Raw genomic sequence first — 17450 nt, 5'->3', positions numbered from 1 at the left:
AAAGTAAAATTAATACAAGGAAAATTATGAGTTATTTTAAACAAGTAGAACAAAAATTAAAGAAGAGTTCTGGTGTAAGAATTTTACTTTTAGATAGTCAAAATGAAAAAGTAAAACAAGCAGTTCAAAGCATCGGAATTTTAAGTAATATTAAGTTCTTTAAGTTGGAAGATTTAATTGATATAAAGAATATAAAAGAAGAGGAAAATAACCTTGCAAGATTTATTGAATTAACGAATGGTACGTTTAATTATGAAAGCACTAAAAAGTTATTCGCTACTAACAAAACATTATTTCATTCTTTAGTGTTATTGAAGGAAAAAAGAATTGATGGAATTATTGGTGGCTTAACAAGTTCTTTTGAGACATTTGTTGATTCGTTAAAATCAAGTTTAAGTTATTTAAATGAAGATAAAATTATTTCATTTGTTTCATTTGCACAAAATGAAGAAAAACACTTCTTTATGTCTTATACAAATGAAGTTAAGAAAAATGAAGTTAATTTACTTTCACAAGTTGCTGTGAACTTAAATGAGTACAAAAAAGAAATTTCAGACTTAGGTGATTTAGTATTATTAAATAAAGACTTAAATCAATCTAAACTATTAGAGGTAATTAAAAATATTGATCCATCTATTAAAGTTCAAAACCAGGTTAGATTGAATGAAGCGTTAGACACAAATCAAAATTGATTGATTTTTGCCAACAAAAATACATATGATGTTTCTTATGATATTATCAGTTTAATTAGTAAATATGAAACTTCAGGCCAAATCTTTTTAGGTGTTAAAGAAAATATCGCTCACATTTCAGGAAACCTAAGTGTAGAAGATATTAAAAATACAATATATTTAGTTGCTCAAAGAGCACAAGGGAGAAAACATGAGTAAAGTTTTAGTTATTAATGCAGGAAGTAGCTCAATAAAAATGAGTTTATTCTCAAAAAGTGATTTTAGTTTAATTGCAAGTGGTCTTGCCGAAAGAATTACATTGCCAGTGGGTGTTATTAGTATTAAATTTAATGGCGAAAAATTTGAAAAAGAATTACCGCTTCCAAACCATGAAGTTGCAGTTAATGAGTTATACAAATTAATGTTAGAAATCAACTTAGTTAAATCAAAAGAAGAAATTGAAAATATTGGATTCAGGGTTGTTCAAGGTGGAGATTACATTAAAAGCACAACAGTTATTGATGAAAAAGTTATTGATATTATTGATAAATGTTCAATCTATGCACCATTACACAACCCTGGTGCATTGCAATCAATCTTAGGGTTCAAAAAAGTATTCCCAGACGCAAAATTAACAGCTGACTTTGATACAGCTTTCCATACAACAATTCAAAAAGTAAACTATTCATACCCAATTTCTAAAAAATTAACAGATGAATTAGGTATCAAAAAATTTGGTGCACACGGAATTAGTCACCAATTCATCACAGAAAAACTTCAAGAAATTCTTAAAAAAGATAAAGTTAACTTCATTAACTTACACTTAGGTAATGGAGCAAGTTTATGTGCTGTTAAGGATTCTAAATCATTTGATACTTCAATGGGTATGACACCATTAGCAGGTATTATGATGGGAACAAGAAGTGGTGATATTGATCCTTCTATCCATGAGTTTGTTATGAAGGCCAAAAACTACTCTATTTCAGAATTCACAAATATTTTAAATAAACAAAGTGGTTTATTAGGTGTTTCGGGTATTTCAAGTGATATGAGAGATTTAAGATCAAAAGCTGACGAAGGTAATCAAGATGCTATTTTTGCATTAGATCTTTTCTCACAAAAAATTGCCGACTATACTTCAATTTACTTCAACAAAATTGGAGGAAATCCTGATGCTATTGTTTTCACAGCAGGTATTGGAGAAAACGGTGCAGCAATTCGTGAAGAAATTGTTTCAAAATTATTCTTTAGAAAAATTAAATTAGACAAAGATTTAAACTGAGGTAAAATCGGTGATTACAAATTAATCTCTACACCTGATAGTGAAGTGCCAGTATACGTAATTAGAACAAACGAAGAATTAGTTATTGCAAGAAATTCAGTTAATATTAGTAAATAATGCAAATTAAAAAGAAAAATGCCCTTTATGCAGGTTCTTTCAACCCGATGCATGAAGGGCATTTGTCTGTTTTAAAAAAAGCTTGCAAACTATTTGATAAGGTTTATGTACTAGTTGCTCAAAATCCAGAAAAAGAAAAAAATGATATAATTAAAAACATTAATGATGTTAAATCAAAGATTAAAGACATCACAAACGCAGAAGTTCTTGAGGGGTGCCAAGAAATGCTTACAGCAAATGTGGCTAAAGAATTAAATATTAAATTTTTAATTAGGTCAGCTAGAAATAATTTAGATTATAAATATGAGTTAGATTTAGCTAGTGGTAATAAGATTATTAACAATGATCTTGAAACTATTTTATTAATACCTGATGATCAATATTTAAATCACTCTTCCTCATTAATTAAGGCAATGAAAGGTAAATAATGTTTAAGTTTGTTAAATCTGCTACAAATGAATCAAATTGATATCAACATCCTAATTACGAAATCGCTTTTTGAGGGCGCTCTAATGTAGGTAAAAGTAGTCTTATAAATGCAATTGTTTTAAATAGAAAAATGGCCAGAGTATCTAAAACTCCTGGTAGAACACAATTATTAAATTTCTTTGAAAATGAAAATGGAGCAGTGTTTGTTGACCTTCCTGGTTATGGATATGCTAGGGTATCAATTGAGCAGTCAAAGAAAATGATGTTAATGGTTGAAAACTATTTAGAAACAAGAAAAAATCTTAAACACATTTATTTATTAATCGATTCTAGACATGGAATCACCAAAAACGATGATGTGGTTATAAACTACTTAAAAGACATTAATTTACCATTTACTTTAATTTATACAAAAGCAGATAAACTTAAACAAAAAGATAAATCAAAATTACTTAAAGATATTAAAGCATCTCAACTTAAATATGGAAGCTTTAAATACTTTATTGTTTCATCTGAAACAGGATTTAGAATTAATGAATTAATGAATGATATTAATGAAAACTTTATGGAGGAATCAAATGAGTAAAATAATGAAACTTGGTGCTTTATTTTTAGGAATCACTACAGTAACGTCTTTAACGCTTGTTTACTTAGCGACTAATTCTAAAAAACAAGCAGAAAAAAATCAAAATAATGAAAGCAAAACTAACTCAAATCTTATTTTAAATGTTGAATTATCTTCATTTGCGCTTGAAACAGGTAATTTAGATAAATCACAAACATTAGCAAGTAAATATGCTAATTATCCTACATTCATTAGATATTCATACAACACACCAAAAGGTGATAAAGATTTCTGAAAAAAACAATTAATTTTTAAAACTTTATTCACAAAAGATAAATTAAATAAAGAAAAATTATTCGGATTTAACCAACCAAACGGATTAACATTAAACTACTTCTTAAGTGATTATAATTTAGACTTTAAATCATATGCTAACGACATTGAAGGAACATTATATTTAAAAGTTATTTTCAAAAACAAAAGTGCAAATTACTTAAGTGATAACATTGAATATGTTTATGAATTAAAGGGTTTCCAAAAGTATTCTGAAAAAGTATTTCAAGATGGAATGTATGTTAAAAATATTTCTTGAAATGAAGCTGAAGTTAAGAAATTTGATAACATAAATAAACTTGAAGAAGAATATAACAAAGTCAAAGACAATGTTAATGAAAAAGAGAATTTCTTAAGAAAAATTATTTCTACTTTTGAAACATCATCTAATTCATCTATTAATTTCAAAAGAACTGTTTTAGAATTTGATAAAACAAATAATAAAGTAATTTTTAACACTAAATTAAATGCTGTTGTTAATTATGCAACTAGGGAAAACTTAAACAATGTTCAAACAGTTGAAACAGAAGTAAGTTCAAAATTTGAAGCAACATTCCCTGCGCAAGCAACAAATTAATAATAATTCGGTCCTCTATCAAGAGGATTTTAATTATTCATTTATCCCTAATTAATTTCTAAATTAATTAAAAAAAATTATAATATCAAGCATGAAACAAAATAAGTCAAAGATTATAAATAAACAAACAGTTTATTCAAGAGTTATTACAAAAATCAATGTAAAAGATTTGATCTTAAACTTCAAAACTTCAACAAGCGGATGAGAAGCTAAAAAAAATTCTTTAAATGCAATTTATCATGAATTGATTTTTGATAAACTAGAGAAAAACAAAAAATTTGATTATAGTGATTCAGTTTTTGATGGAATGATCAATATCGATAATAAGATCAAGATTGTAGAAAATTCAATCGAAGACAAAATAAAAAGAATTTACAAACTTAATATTCAAGATGCAATTAAAGAAACTTTTGGTGAATCAAAATCAATTGACAATAATGCTAATTTATTTGTATTACCAAATGAATCAATTATTATTCAAACCGCTTTTGCAAATGAATATGAAAACTTTGAAGAAGACTTAAATAAAGTGAAACAATTAAATTTTGAAGTAGCTAAAAAAATCTTTTATCAAATTTTGTTTAAGGTTGTTAAAGCTGATATAGTACCTGATATTTTTGAAAAGTACTTAATCAAGTCACTTAAAACAAAAACTAGAGATGTTACATTTTTTAATGATGCTGATCTTGATCGAGAAATTATTAATAAATTTAAAGTGAACTTAACTTCAAGTAATAATGATATATTCGATATTCAAGAATGAGATATTAGAGTTGTTGATCTTGAATTCTTTAATAATTATAAATTTGAACACGAGTTATTAAATCCTAATATTAACCCAAATTGGACAAAAGCTTTTTATTACTTAACATGAGGTTGAAATCTCTTAAATACATATCAAAATAGATTGATAAAGAGAAAGATGAATGATTCATTTAACAACAAAGGATCATACACAGAGGATGATAGATTCTTTACTATATATGATATCGATTTAATTGAGAAGTATTCTACTTTTGCAACTTCTTTAAGTGATGTGTTAAGTCAAAAGTTTGATGAATTATTTGAAAAAATAAATGAGTACAAAGATAAAAAGAAATTAAGTATCATTACAAAATACGAGTCAAAAAAAGCTTTTAAACAAACTGTTCTTTCTCTATTCGTGATTATGGGTACTTCATTTATTTCTGTTTCAGGAATTTGAGAACTTTCAGCTTGATTACAAGAAAAATGAGATCCTAATTTTGATTTTTCAAATTCATGATCAGTTATGTGACTTTTATAAGTAACTCTTTCTGCTTTATTATTCATTGCAACCTTAGTTTATGTCGTAATTAAATTTGCAGGTACATACAAATTTTACTTAAATGAAAAACGTATTTTAAAATTACATAAAAGAAATACCCAAATTGCACATAACTTTGATAGCAAGTTAGAAATTTCTGGTCAATTAATTGATGAGTTTAATAATAATGTTGAAGAAATTTCGAAAAGAAATAAATAAAAAGTAAGTTTTAAGGCTTACTTTTTTGTATGTTTTAAACTTTGATTAATGAAACAATTTCAATATTTTGTCCAATTAATTCTCTTCCTTTAAGTTCTTCTAATTCTAAAAGAACAACAACTTTTGTTACTTCTACACCTTGTGATTCCAGTAACTTGATGATTGCCTTTGTTGTTCCACCTGTTGCTAGAACATCATCAACAATAACTGCTTTTTGACCAGGTTTAACGAAACCTTTTTGAATTTCTAAAACATTTGAACCATATTCTAAGTCATAAGACATCGAAATAACTTCACCTGGTAATTTTTTTGGCTTTCTAACCATAATAAATGGCTTTTTAAGGAAAGCAGCAGCTGGTGTACCAAATAAGAAACCTCTAGCATCTGGCCCTACAATAATATCGGCACTAGCAGCGTGTTTAGCAATTTCTTTAATTGTGTAATTCAATGCTTCTCCATCTGCTAATAATGGTGAAATGTCTTTAAAAACTATACCTTGTTTGGGAAAGTCTTTAACATCTCTAATAAGATTTTTTATATTCATAATTATCCTTAATTAATTCTGACGTCCTCAAAGAATTCAAGAACATCATCTTCCTCGATATCGTTAAAGTTTTTGATATGTGTACCAAAATCTTTACCCTTAACAACTTCTTTAACATCATTTAATTCACGACGTAAGCTATCAATAACTCCTTCATGAATTAATTTTCCGCGTCTATAAACTTTAACTTTTGCTTTGTCTTTTACAAAACCAGCATCCATCATACATCCAGCAATCTTACCAACTTTTGAATAGAAAAAGACTTTGATAATGTGTGCATCCCCTGTTTTTCTTTCTTCATAAATTGGGGCCTTTTCCCCATCAAGGAAGTTATTACAGTCTTCAATAATTTTGTAAATAACATCATGCTCAATAATACTAATGTTTTGGTTAGCAGCATTTTGTTTCATAGTAACTGGTGTTCTTAAGTTAAACACAAAGATAATAGCTTTTGAAGCTTGAGCAAGTAATAAATCACTTCCATTTACATGCCCTGCACTTGCTGCAATAACTTTAATAATAGCATCACTATTTTCTAAACCATTAATTTGACCTTTAATGGCTTCACTTGTTCCGTGAACATCACTTTTTACAATAACATTAATAACTTTTTTACCGTCAGCGTTAACTGCTGTTAAGCTCTTGTCATGTAATAAGTTCATTTTTTCTGAAATAGCTTTTTCATTTGCTAATTTCTTAGCGAATTTTTCATCGTTAAACCCAACAAATCTATCCCCTGCATCTGGAGCATAGTTTAATCCAGTAATAATAGCAGGTGATCCAGGAATAACTTTTTCTAATGAATTACCTAATGAATCAGTTAATGTTCTAATTCTTCCATATTTTGAACCAGCAACAATAAAGTCACCTTTCATTAAAGTACCGTTCTCAACAATAATTGTTGATACAGCACCAGAACCTTTATCAATTCTTGATTCAATAATTGTACCAATTGGGTATCTTTTAGGGTTTGCTTTTAAGTCAAGTATTTCAGAAAGTAACATAATTGCATCAAATAATTCAGTAATCCCTTCGCCTTTTAAAGCTGAACCATAAACAATTTGTGTATCACCACCATATTCTTCAATAACGACTTCTGCTTCAGCTAATTCACCTTTCAATCTATCTAAATCTTTATTTGGTTTATCCATCTTGTTAACAAAAACAATAACAGGAACATTAGCAGCTTTAGCATGAATAATTGCTTCTTTAGTTTGAGGCATAACCCCATCATCAGCAGCAACAACTAAGATAATAATATCTGTAACTTTAGCGCCTCTAGCACGCATTTTTGTGAAAGCTTCGTGCCCTGGTGTATCTAAGAACGTAATCTTGCTATTTTTGTGTGAAATCTGATAAGCACCTGTATGTTGTGTGATACCACTTGATTCTGTTGAAACAATGTTTGAATTTCTAATTTTATCAATAAGTGTTGTTTTACCATGGTCAACGTGCCCCATAACAGCAATGATAGGATATCTTCTTACAAGATCTTTTTCTTCGTCTTCAAAGAAAACTTCATCTAAAAAGTTAGAACCGTCAACATTTGTTTCTTTTTTGAAGTCGTAACCATTTTCTATACAAAGTTCTGCAATTTCTTCTTCGTCCAGAATGTGGTTTAAGTTATACATTTTTCCTTTTAAAAAGAATTTTTTAATAATATCATTAGCATTGATTTTTGTTAGTTGAGAAAAGTCGCTAATTGACATTTTTCCAGTAAAAACAAAAATACCATCTTTTAACTCTGTTTTAGTAGTTTGTAATTGTTCTTTAATATCTTTAACGTTACTTATTCTGTTGTTCTTTTTGCTCATAGTAACTCCTTTAATTCATTTTCGATTTCTTCGTACTTCTCAAAGGTAAAATTGGTTTTAAAAACTCTATTTAAGGATTTAGTCTTTTTGAGTTTTTGTCAATTATCTACTGTCGGAATGAAGTATGCACCTCTTCCATTTAGATTATTATTTCAATCGATTTTAATTTCATTTGTTTGTTTTTTATAATCAAATCTAATTAAGTTAGATACTTCAATAATTTGATTAGTAACAATACATTTTCTTGTAAAAGAATTATTTTCAGTCATCTTCATCAAAATCACTTAAGTCAATATCACTATCTAAACCATAGTTAGCTAAATCATTATCAACTTTGAAATCTTTAATCTTTTTGTATTCCTTAATAATTGTTTTATTTTCTTTGTTATTTGTTTTTTTATTTTCTTTAACTTCTTCTTTTTCAACTTGTTCTTCAAGGTTATCGAACTCTTCATCTCCATCAACGAAGCTTGGGTCTCACATTTCATTTAAGTTTTCAACAAAATCATATTTTGTTGATTCTTCTGATTCAATTGTGTTGTTTAACTCATCAAAAATACTATCAATATCTTGTGAGTTCAATTGTTTTTGCACTTTCTCAGGTTTTGGTGAAGCTTTTTGTGATTGTTGCTCTAATTGAACATCTTGTGAAATAAATGTTTGTAAATCGTCATCAAAATTGCTTAAAGCCCTTTCCATTTCGATAGCATCAAGGAATTTTGCAGCTTTTGATTTCTTATTAATTTTTGGTTGAGATTTCTTGAATAATGGTTTATCAATAAGAGAACTTTTTGGTGTAGTGTGTAAGTTGTCTTTATTGTATGGTAATTTTTTCTTATCTGCATCAGATACACTTAAAACTTCAATTTTAATTTGAGTTAATTTTGAAGCTAACTCAACGTTAATACCACGTCTACCAATTGCCTTTGTAACATCCTCATCATGCACAATTGCAAATGCTTTTTCAAAATTCCTTGTAACTAAAACATCAACTGGTTTGATTGGCGAAATTGCATTCTTAATAAATTCTTTTTTATTGTCTGAATATCTAACAATATCAATTGATTCACCAACTCTTTCAGATACAGCTAAAATTCTTTTAGCACCTTCACCAAAAATCGAACCAATAACATCAAAATCAAATGTTCTTGAAGGATTTGATCTAACAGCAACTTTTGTTCTGTTCCCCCCATCTCTTTCAACTTTTACAATTTCAATATCACCATTTTCAATTTCATAAATTTCTTCTTTTAATACTTTTTCAACTTCCTTAGGATCAATCATTGAAACTTCTAGTGAAAAAGCTGTTTTTTCTAAGTTAATTTTTTCCAAAATAACTTCGATAATTGAACCCGGGTTAAGTTTCTTACTTCTATTAGCTTTATTTTTAGGTAAAAAAGCTCTAAAGTGGTCACCATCGAAATGGATTTCAATATCATAACCAAACTTCATAGCTGTATTAACTTCTGCTTGGAAGTTTTGTCCAATCTTATCTTCAAATAATGTTTGAACTCTTACTTGTTCAGCGATTTTGATTTCAGATCTAACACCATTTAAAATAGCCGCTTTTGATCTTTGTGGTAAATCACTGAATGTGAATTCAATAACAATTTCATCACCATCTGAATATTTAGATTGTTCTTTTGAAGGTAATTGCTCAATTACTGAATAAATAAATTTGTGAACTTCTGAGTTTTCTGCTCCATCATAAAATGAATCAATTGATTCTTTAGAAATCGCTTGACCCTTAACGTTTAATAACTTAGCTGTTTTTTCATCTTCATTAATTTGGATTTCAATTTCAGCTTCAGGGTCAAATGATTTATTAATAACCTTTTGAATTTCACTTCTAAAGATCTCAGTAATAATTTCTTTTTTTAGTTTTTTGCTTTCAGAGAATCCACTTAATAATTCGAAAAAGTGAACTTGCTCGAAATGTGATAAGTTATTATCTTTGATTTCTTCTTTTTTTCTTGACATATATCCTCATTAAAATTTTATGTATTTCTCGATCTTACTTATGTTTTGTTTGTCGATTAAAATTTTTCTTATACGACCTTTTTGGTTTCATTGAAACATAATTTGTGCTTCTTGATTTTCAAGTACCTTGACAATTAAAGTATCATGACCACTAAATGGTTTAATTAAATTTACTTTAACCGTTTCGTTAATAAACATTTGAATGTTATCAACAGCTATTTCAATATCTTCACCTTTAGATAAGACTTCTAAAAAGTATTCATCACTAAATCACTCTTGTTCATCTAGGTATGTACTTATTTTTTTAGAAATCTCTTCTACTTTGTTTAAATCTCTATAATCAACCACAACTTCTAGTGTTTTACCAAAAGTATCTGTTAATTTAGCAGAGATGATCACATCACCAAATGTTTCAGTTAACATTTTTTTGTAATCCATAAAACTCCTTAAAAATAGTAAAGAGTTGCACTTGTGCAACTCCTCTTTATGATTCGTAACAATTAAATTATACCACTTTTCTTTGTTTGGCTCATAAATTAAAAATGGGTGGGTTAGCAATGTTTTTGTATTTCGTATAGGTATATAAATCATTTTTTTGAATTCACTTTGAATTAAATTATATGATTTAACTGCAGAAAGTTATATAATATATGCAAATGTTTTCTTAAGGAGTCTTTATGGGATTTTTTTCAAATTTATTTAAAAAAATAATTCAACAAATGAATTAGAGGTTTTTTCAGTTTATCCTGGAAAAATAAAGGAACTTGCTAAAGTTAATGATCTTGCCTTCTCGAGCGAAAGTATGGGAAAAGGTTTTGCGGTTGAATTTAGTAATGCTGATACAAAAGTTTTATTAAAAGCACCTATTAGTGGAAAATTAGAAGTTATGTTTCCAACTAAACATGCATATGTATTTGAAAGCAAAAATGGTTTAAAAGTATTTATTCACATTGGTATTGATACTGTAAAAATGCAAGGTGATGGTTTTACTGAAAAAGTTAACATAGGTGATGAAGTTAAAAAAGGTGATGGTTTTGTTGAAGTTGACCTAGCTAAAATTAGAGCTAATAATTTCTCATCCGATGTTATTGTGACAATCTTACCTGAAAGCAATGCATCAAATATTGACTCATTATTTGTGAGCGAAGAAGTTGCAACAATGGAAGAACCAGTACTTAAGGTTATAAAATAAAATTTCATAACAAAATATAAAAAATATTTGGTGTATAAGTCCAAATATTTTTTTAATACTATTTGTTCAAACATTGTACAACGCTAAAACCTGGTATAGCTATAGTAGTATCAATATTTTGTTATTCTTTACCCAAATATTGTACAACGCTAAAACTTACCTAATATTTTATATAACATTAATTTAGTTATTCTTTACCCAAATATTGTACAACGCTAAAACAATATAATCAATTAACCTTTTAAACTCATTGTTATTCTTTACCCAAATATTGTACAACTCTAAAACCATATACTGATAAATATTTTCCATTATGTTGTTATTCTTTACCCAAATATTGTACAACTCTAAAACTTCTTTAATAATCATTTTAAATACCTCTTTGTTATTCTTTACCCAAATATTGTACAACCCTAAAACCATTTTTTAATTCTTGAATTTTTAACATATGTTATTCTTTACCCAAATATTGTACAACTCTAAAACCATTTTTTAATTCTTGAATTTTTAACATATGTTATTCTTTACCCAAATATTGTACAACTCTAAAACCGAAACGATAGCAGTGAGAGAAATATTAAAGTTATTCTTTACCCAAATATTGTACAACGCTAAAACCTCATTTCAACTTTTTTATTTTAAAAAAATTGAAATTTTCATATTTTCCATAAATTCTTTATTAAAAATATGTTCGACATCAATGATGTCGAAGTCTTTTTGGAAATATTCTTCTACAAAGTATCTGAATATTTCTTGTGTTTCTATAAATTCTAAAGTTTTGTAGTTTTTGTCAATAAAATTAATTAACGGCACTTCTTCTGGGCTCTTAACTAGATCAAAGGCATTATTAGTTAAAATAATAATATTAAAGTTACTTATATATTTAAACAATTCAGCAACACTAATATCATCAAAATCAACAAGTATAATAGTTTGTCTTTCCGCGCTTTCAGAGTTTTTTAAGAATTTGTATAGCTGTTCAGGGTGAATGAATTGATTATTTTCAACATCTAACATTGATTTAAAAATTTTGCTTGGTGACTCATTAACATTTAAAAGTTCTACACCAATTTTGCTATTAATATCATTTGCAACATTTTTTAAATAATTGAAATTAAGAATTTTATTTATGTCTCAGTCATAGTTATTTACCATCTTGTTTAAGATGCTTTTTGCTGTAAAATTGTATAATGTTTCCATTTTGGTTAACGGGCTTATTATTAAACAATCCTTTATACTTATATTTATTCCATCAATTAGTAATACATTTTCACTATTTGTGGTTTCATATTGAAAAAGTTTTTGTAAGTATTTTGTAGTATTATCTACATTTATGCATGTTAATCCTGTGAAATTAACAATCGATTTTGAATGTATTTTAATTTTTAGCATAATTAAATTTCTATGTATTTCTCCTCTTCACTAATTAATTTATTGTATGACTTTTGACCTGTTAAAAGTTCTATTTTCTTATATTGATCTTCTGTTACCATTAAAACCCTTATATTCGCTCTGTTTGGTAATTTGCTTTTTACTTTATTAAGTTCATATTTATACATTGTATGAGACCCAATGCACTTTGAATAAACTGAATATTGAATCATGTGATATCCAAGAGAAATTATGTGCTTTCTAAACTTGTTTGCCGATTCTTTTTGATTCTCATCATTATAAATGTCGTACATTAAAATGATTCTCATTTTACGACCTCTACTCTCATTCAATGACAAACTCCTCGATATTAATGTCATTAAGAATCATTTTTTTAATTAGTTTATCAATATATTCATTGACTGTTAACAATGAGTTATTTACTTTAATTTTCTCTTCAAATAAGCAAAATAAATCTTTTTTGAAAAGCATAAAATCTTTTTTATCATATGACTGAATGTGTGAATAAACAAGTTTATCAATAATTGGTCTTAATGGTTCCATTACATCAGATGATAATGCAAAATGATTATTAAAGCTTTTGTGAAAGATTCCAATTCTATTATCTAATCCATTTTTAACAATGGATCTTGAAACATAAGTCATTAAAACTGTATACCCATAATCTAAAAATGAATTAATAATACTCTCATCATCCCTTGTAAATTCACTACCATATAAAATCTTAAAAGTTAATTTAGCAGCATGGCCTTCTGCATTAGTTTTATCGTGATCTAATACTGCTTCATAATATCAAACTAACTTCTCGATATCTTCTGTATTAGAAATGTCAAAAAAGTGTATCAACTTTGTGTAATTAAGTATCTTTAACTTAATTATTTGCTTTCAATTGGATCCCTTGAAATCCTGATCTCATTTTATTTGCGAAAGAAAATTCTTATTTGAATAATACCCATTAATTGGTGAAATTTGAACAGTTGGCTTAAATTTTGAATCACACATAATGATATTAACATTTTGATTTACAAGCTCGTTAATAAGGGGCACAGAAATTGTGCACCTTGGATTAGTAATTAAAACTGTATCAATTTGTGAAATAGGTATTATTACTCTTTGGCTTTCTGTTTTAACAATTAAAGAATTTAAAAAATATGAAACGTATTCACTTTGTGAAATTTCGATTACTTTCTTTGTCATTTAATAAAAAACTGAAGGCTATGCCTTCAGTAAATTACGGCAACTTATAAAAAGTGCCTTATATTTAGGATGTACAATATTTGGGTAAAGAATAATATCTTGTACTCATATATTATAGCATATTTTATTTGTCAACAATACTTTTTTTACTTATACCAAGAGGATTAATTTTTATCTGTTCATAATTATTGATTAGTGACTGTGTATTAACCATTTTTTGTTTTGGGGTAACCATATTAATGTATTTTATTTGAAAAACATTGTTGATAGTTTGAATGCTAGAAACATATCATAATTCTTTTGTATCTTTATTAACTAGTGTAGTTCCCGGGAAAATGAATGTATAAAACTCAAATGATTCGTCAATTCCATATACATTTTTATAGTAATTGATTTTTTCTTGATCATAACTATTAAAGTCTTCAAAGTTAAATTTTGGATCTCCAAAAGTTGCAATTTGTCCATTAATTGCAAGTTTCTTATACTCGTTTCTTGCGTTTTTAAATACAATTGCGCCAAGTGAATTAAAATCTTCATAGAATGCTTTTGGAGTACCATCTTTCGCATTGAATTTTTTAATAACTTGATTTTTTCTAATATCTTCGATTGGTTTGTCGTTTAAAACTCTTAAATACTTAAGATTTCTAACTGTATCATTAATTTCGTCATAAAGAATAAAAGTTTTATTTGTAAGCATTTGTTCAATATACTCTTTTGTGAATTTATCTGGAAACACTACATATAAATCATTCATATATTTTTTTAGGAAATCATTATAATTTATACTTTTATTTTCTGATGATTTACCATTTAATATTTCATGACGAGAAGGAATTTTACCCTCTCCATATTTTTCAATGATCTCGATCATCTTGTCTATTACTTCTGGATTTGACTTATTTATAATTAATGTATGTCTATCTTTTACAAGGTGATAATAAATATTTTTCTCATTTATGATATTTATTTTTTCTTTTTTATAGTATTCTTTCTCTCCATTCTCATTAGTTATAGTTTCTATACTGTAAATTGTCTCTTTAAATAATTGTCTATTTGTTTTTCTTTTTGTTTGTCTATAGAACATTACTTCATCATCTTTATATACTAAATAATTTTCTATATCTCTAGCTATTAATTTTGCTTCTTTATTATTTTTAATACTTTGTCAATCTTCATGGCTTAGCTTTTTGATCTCACCTGTTATTGGGTTTTCAATTACTCAATTACCTTCATCTCTTTTTGTGATTGTTCCATTTAATTTAGTATTAAGTAAGTGGTATAAAGTTTTTGTATAATTTGAGAATAGTGCAATAATAGCTGCGTCATAAGCATGGTGTGAATAGTCATCTCTGTCTTTGACTTTTAAACCACTGTCTTTTGTCATATTCTTTCTTAAAAATGAAGTAACAGCTCCATTCATAGCTATAACTTGGAACATGTTTTTGTCATTATCTCTTTTATGATTTTCTGAGTAGTTTATTAATTGATCTCTAAATAAAATTGTTGCATATCTAGTATCGTTTAAATTTCTTGCTAAGAATCCAGAGTTTTCGCTTTGATCAAATGATTTAGTTAATAAATTAATTGCTTTTCGTTTTCTTTCCTTAGGACTCAAAATTGATTCAGGATTTTTAACAATAACTCTTTCAACATATTTTTCAAATGTCGATCAATTTCACGGATGATTGTCGCCTTTTAAAGTAATAAAGTTGTATGGTAATGATTGCCCCTTCACTTGGTTGGTTGAATCAAAAACTAAAACTTTATTTGCTCCAGAATCATCATAAGATAAGCTATAAGGAATAATATGATCGATTTGAACATTATTGCGAATAATATGTTCTGGTCTAATCTCCTCGCCTGTGTATGGGTCTTTAAAATCTTGTGAAATTCATAAGAATAATTTATAAACATATTTGTTAGAAATTTCTTCTGTACCATTTTCATAAAAAATTGAAAGATCTACCCCTTTTTCTTGTAAGTATTTTTTAACTTTTTGTCTTTTTTCTTTCTCAGAACTCTTGAGGTTTTTGCTTGCTTCTTCTTGTTGTTCTTTGGTCATATCTCTAGCAAGCTCAATAACAACTTTAGTAATGTCGTATTTTGATGAAAATTCTTTAATTATCTGATTAAAAATAATTGTTGCATGTTTAAAAGTCGCTTTGACACTTGGCGGTAAAATCGCCTCTTGTAAAAATGAATCTGATAAATATTTTTTATCTTGTTTAATAATTAAAGAATTTTGTTTTTCAATTTCTTCCATTAATTCTTGGTCTTTAAATTTTAAAGCTTCTAGGTTTCAACCTTCTGTATTCTTTAATAATTTTGGTGAAATAAAGTAAATAGCTTTTGAAGATAAACTATGTGTTTTTGAAGTATGATTTTCAAATTTATTTCCAATTTCATTAAATAAGTTAATTATCTTTTGTTCAAGTCCCTCAACCTGCCATTCACTATGTTTTTCGATAAATTGTTTAATTTCAAAATTAACTGATCTAGCATTGTTTTGATAAATTAATAATAAATATAAATCATCAATATTTTTTAATGTTTTAAATAATTCCTCTGAATTATGAAAATCAAAATCAATCTCTAACTGGTGTAAATATTTTGTAAACTCATTTAATGTTTCTAATTTTTGGAATTTAAAATCATTCTTTTCGATATCTAAACCTGATAAACCTAATCCATAAACATTTGGTTCACTATTTTGATTCATCAGTTTAATAGCTTCGATATCATATCCGTTTTTCTCTAATTCAATATCAATTGATTTAAGAGAAACTTTTTTAACTATTTTATTGATTTTACTGTTTGTTAATTTGTCATCTTTTAGTTTTGAATATTCTAAGACTTCTTTAACAATTGCAAATTTATCTTCTGGCGATAATCTTCAAAGTAAAGTAAGTTTTTTGTTTTCTTTGTTATATAACCTAATATTTGTTAATTCATTTAATAAATTGAAGATAAGAGCAGATGGTAAGTATTTTGGTGCTCTAATTTCAGATGTGAAGATTGAACATTTACCGATATTTTTATCTCAAATATTTACGTATCTTCCACCCTTACCATCATCCCCGTATTTTCCATAAACACTATATGGACTAGGCATATTGTCACTTCCAGGTCCTTTAGACATATCTCTTGTAAACATGAAGAGTTTTTTAAACTCTTCAATGAATTCTTCTGTGATTAAGTCTTTTTGCACATTAAAGAAATAATCAACTTCTTTAGTTCAATCTTTATTTGAAAAGTTAAAGAATTGACCAAATTTGTCATTAATGGTTTTTTCACCTAATGCACCTTTAAAATATCCATACTTTTTGTAAAACTCATGAAGTTTAAATGAAGGTAATTCTTCTAACTTAATATTATTTGGATCAATACTAATGTCTTTTACTTCATAAAAATGCCCTCTATTTTTTAAATAATCATGAAGCACTCAAACAATTTCGTCGTAATTAAGTTGTGAAGTTAATCCTTTAACTTTAAGTTCAATTATGTTTGGATATTTAATTGCTAATTCTGTAAATTTAGTTTCAATCTCTTCTCTTGTTTTAAAACCAAATACTTTTGTGCGTTTTATTAAGTTATAAAACTTTTTGTTTCTATATTTTCTTCTTCTCAATAAACGCCTAGCACCTCTTTTTTCTCTTCTTTCTACACTTGTTTCTGGGTTATCAAAAAGCCTTGAACCTAGGTGGTAAACTGTGTTTTTATTACTGTCGACAATTGCTCAACCCACTGAAGCAACACCTAAGTCAAAACCAATGGTAACTTCTTTTCTTTCTTGCATAATTACTCTCCTTTATATAACTTATTTAACTTAATAATTATACCAAATGAGAAAGTC

At 27.0% G+C, this 17450-nt stretch carries 16 protein-coding genes; 7 read left to right on the top strand and 9 right to left on the bottom strand.

All coding sequences use genetic code 4. The annotated features are described in order from the left end of the window. Nucleotides 1–26: 26 nt before the first annotated feature. The 6 genes from D2846_RS00410 (at nt 27) to D2846_RS00385 (ending at nt 5259) form a co-directional block, all read left to right on the top strand. Entirely contained in the window at nt 27–890 is an 864-nt protein-coding gene (locus D2846_RS00410; RefSeq protein WP_117274967.1) for a hypothetical protein, read from the top strand. Continuing rightward, entirely contained in the window at nt 883–2070 is a 1188-nt protein-coding gene (locus D2846_RS00405) for an acetate/propionate family kinase (RefSeq protein ID WP_117274966.1), read from the top strand. The genes D2846_RS00410 and D2846_RS00405 overlap by 8 nt, the downstream gene beginning before the upstream one ends. Continuing rightward, entirely contained in the window at nt 2070–2498 is a 429-nt protein-coding gene (gene coaD / locus D2846_RS00400) for a pantetheine-phosphate adenylyltransferase (RefSeq protein WP_117274965.1), read from the top strand. The genes D2846_RS00405 and coaD overlap by 1 nt, the downstream gene beginning before the upstream one ends. Beyond that, nucleotides 2498–3085, top strand: coding sequence for a ribosome biogenesis GTP-binding protein YihA/YsxC (yihA, locus tag D2846_RS00395; protein WP_117274964.1), 588 nt, complete (start codon nt 2498–2500; stop codon nt 3083–3085). The genes coaD and yihA overlap by 1 nt, the downstream gene beginning before the upstream one ends. Then, nucleotides 3078–3974, top strand: a complete 897-nt coding sequence (locus D2846_RS00390; protein WP_170128412.1) for an MAG1430 family protein — start codon at nt 3078–3080, stop codon at nt 3972–3974. The genes yihA and D2846_RS00390 overlap by 8 nt, the downstream gene beginning before the upstream one ends. A 91-nt stretch (nt 3975–4065) precedes the next feature. Next, on the top strand, nt 4066–5259 hold the full coding sequence (locus tag D2846_RS00385; RefSeq protein WP_117274962.1) for a hypothetical protein: 1194 nt from the start codon (nt 4066–4068) through the stop codon (nt 5257–5259). 253 nt (nt 5260–5512) lie between these two features. Here D2846_RS00385 and D2846_RS00380 read toward each other — a convergent pair whose 3' ends face one another. The 5 genes from D2846_RS00380 to D2846_RS00360 are packed head-to-tail and all read right to left on the bottom strand — an operon-like array spanning nt 5513 to nt 10254. Further along, nucleotides 5513–6022 carry an adenine phosphoribosyltransferase gene (locus tag D2846_RS00380; RefSeq protein ID WP_117274961.1) on the bottom strand — a complete coding sequence of 170 codons (510 nt, stop codon included), beginning with the start codon at nt 6020–6022 and terminating at the stop codon, nt 5513–5515. 8 nt (nt 6023–6030) lie between these two features. Further along, complete coding sequence (infB, locus tag D2846_RS00375) at nt 6031–7836, bottom strand: translation initiation factor IF-2 (RefSeq protein ID WP_117274960.1); 1806 nt, start codon at nt 7834–7836, stop codon at nt 6031–6033. Next, complete coding sequence (locus D2846_RS00370; RefSeq protein WP_318024301.1) at nt 7812–8111, bottom strand: YlxR family protein; 300 nt, start codon at nt 8109–8111, stop codon at nt 7812–7814. The genes infB and D2846_RS00370 overlap by 25 nt, the downstream gene beginning before the upstream one ends. After that, nucleotides 8092–9816 (bottom strand): NusA N-terminal domain-containing protein, encoded by a 1725-nt coding sequence (locus D2846_RS00365; RefSeq protein ID WP_117274959.1) that lies wholly within the window; start codon nt 9814–9816, stop codon nt 8092–8094. The genes D2846_RS00370 and D2846_RS00365 overlap by 20 nt, the downstream gene beginning before the upstream one ends. Nucleotides 9817–9825: 9 nt before the next feature. Further along, nucleotides 9826–10254, bottom strand: coding sequence for an LSm family protein (locus D2846_RS00360; RefSeq protein ID WP_117274958.1), 429 nt, complete (start codon nt 10252–10254; stop codon nt 9826–9828). A 286-nt stretch (nt 10255–10540) separates the two neighbouring features. Between D2846_RS00360 and D2846_RS00355 the strand changes: the two genes are divergently transcribed. Then, complete coding sequence (locus D2846_RS00355; RefSeq protein ID WP_223211531.1) at nt 10541–11008, top strand: PTS sugar transporter subunit IIA; 468 nt, start codon at nt 10541–10543, stop codon at nt 11006–11008. 633 nt (nt 11009–11641) lie between these two features. Here the strand turns inward: D2846_RS00355 and D2846_RS00350 are convergent. From D2846_RS00350 to cas9, 4 genes are all read right to left on the bottom strand, one after another. After that, nucleotides 11642–12400, bottom strand: coding sequence for a hypothetical protein (locus tag D2846_RS00350; RefSeq protein ID WP_117274957.1), 759 nt, complete (start codon nt 12398–12400; stop codon nt 11642–11644). Between the two features lie 2 nt (nt 12401–12402). Beyond that, the gene (gene cas2, locus D2846_RS00345; RefSeq protein WP_117274956.1) at nt 12403–12708 is read right to left on the bottom strand and encodes a CRISPR-associated endonuclease Cas2; all 306 of its coding nucleotides are present in this window, start codon (nt 12706–12708) and stop codon (nt 12403–12405) included. 10 nt (nt 12709–12718) lie between these two features. Continuing rightward, the gene (gene cas1, locus D2846_RS00340) at nt 12719–13597 is read right to left on the bottom strand and encodes a type II CRISPR-associated endonuclease Cas1 (RefSeq protein WP_117274955.1); all 879 of its coding nucleotides are present in this window, start codon (nt 13595–13597) and stop codon (nt 12719–12721) included. A 124-nt stretch (nt 13598–13721) separates the two neighbouring features. Further along, the gene (cas9, locus tag D2846_RS00335) at nt 13722–17393 is read right to left on the bottom strand and encodes a type II CRISPR RNA-guided endonuclease Cas9 (RefSeq protein ID WP_117274954.1); all 3672 of its coding nucleotides are present in this window, start codon (nt 17391–17393) and stop codon (nt 13722–13724) included. Nucleotides 17394–17450: the final 57 nt, after the last annotated feature.

It is taken from the genome of Mycoplasmopsis edwardii (assembly GCF_900476105.1).
In the GTDB taxonomy this organism is placed as follows: Bacteria; Bacillota_I; Bacilli_A; order Mycoplasmatales; family Metamycoplasmataceae; genus Mycoplasmopsis; species Mycoplasmopsis edwardii.
The sequence above is the reverse complement of the archived record's forward strand: the minus strand, read 5'-3'. Positions and strand labels throughout refer to the sequence as shown.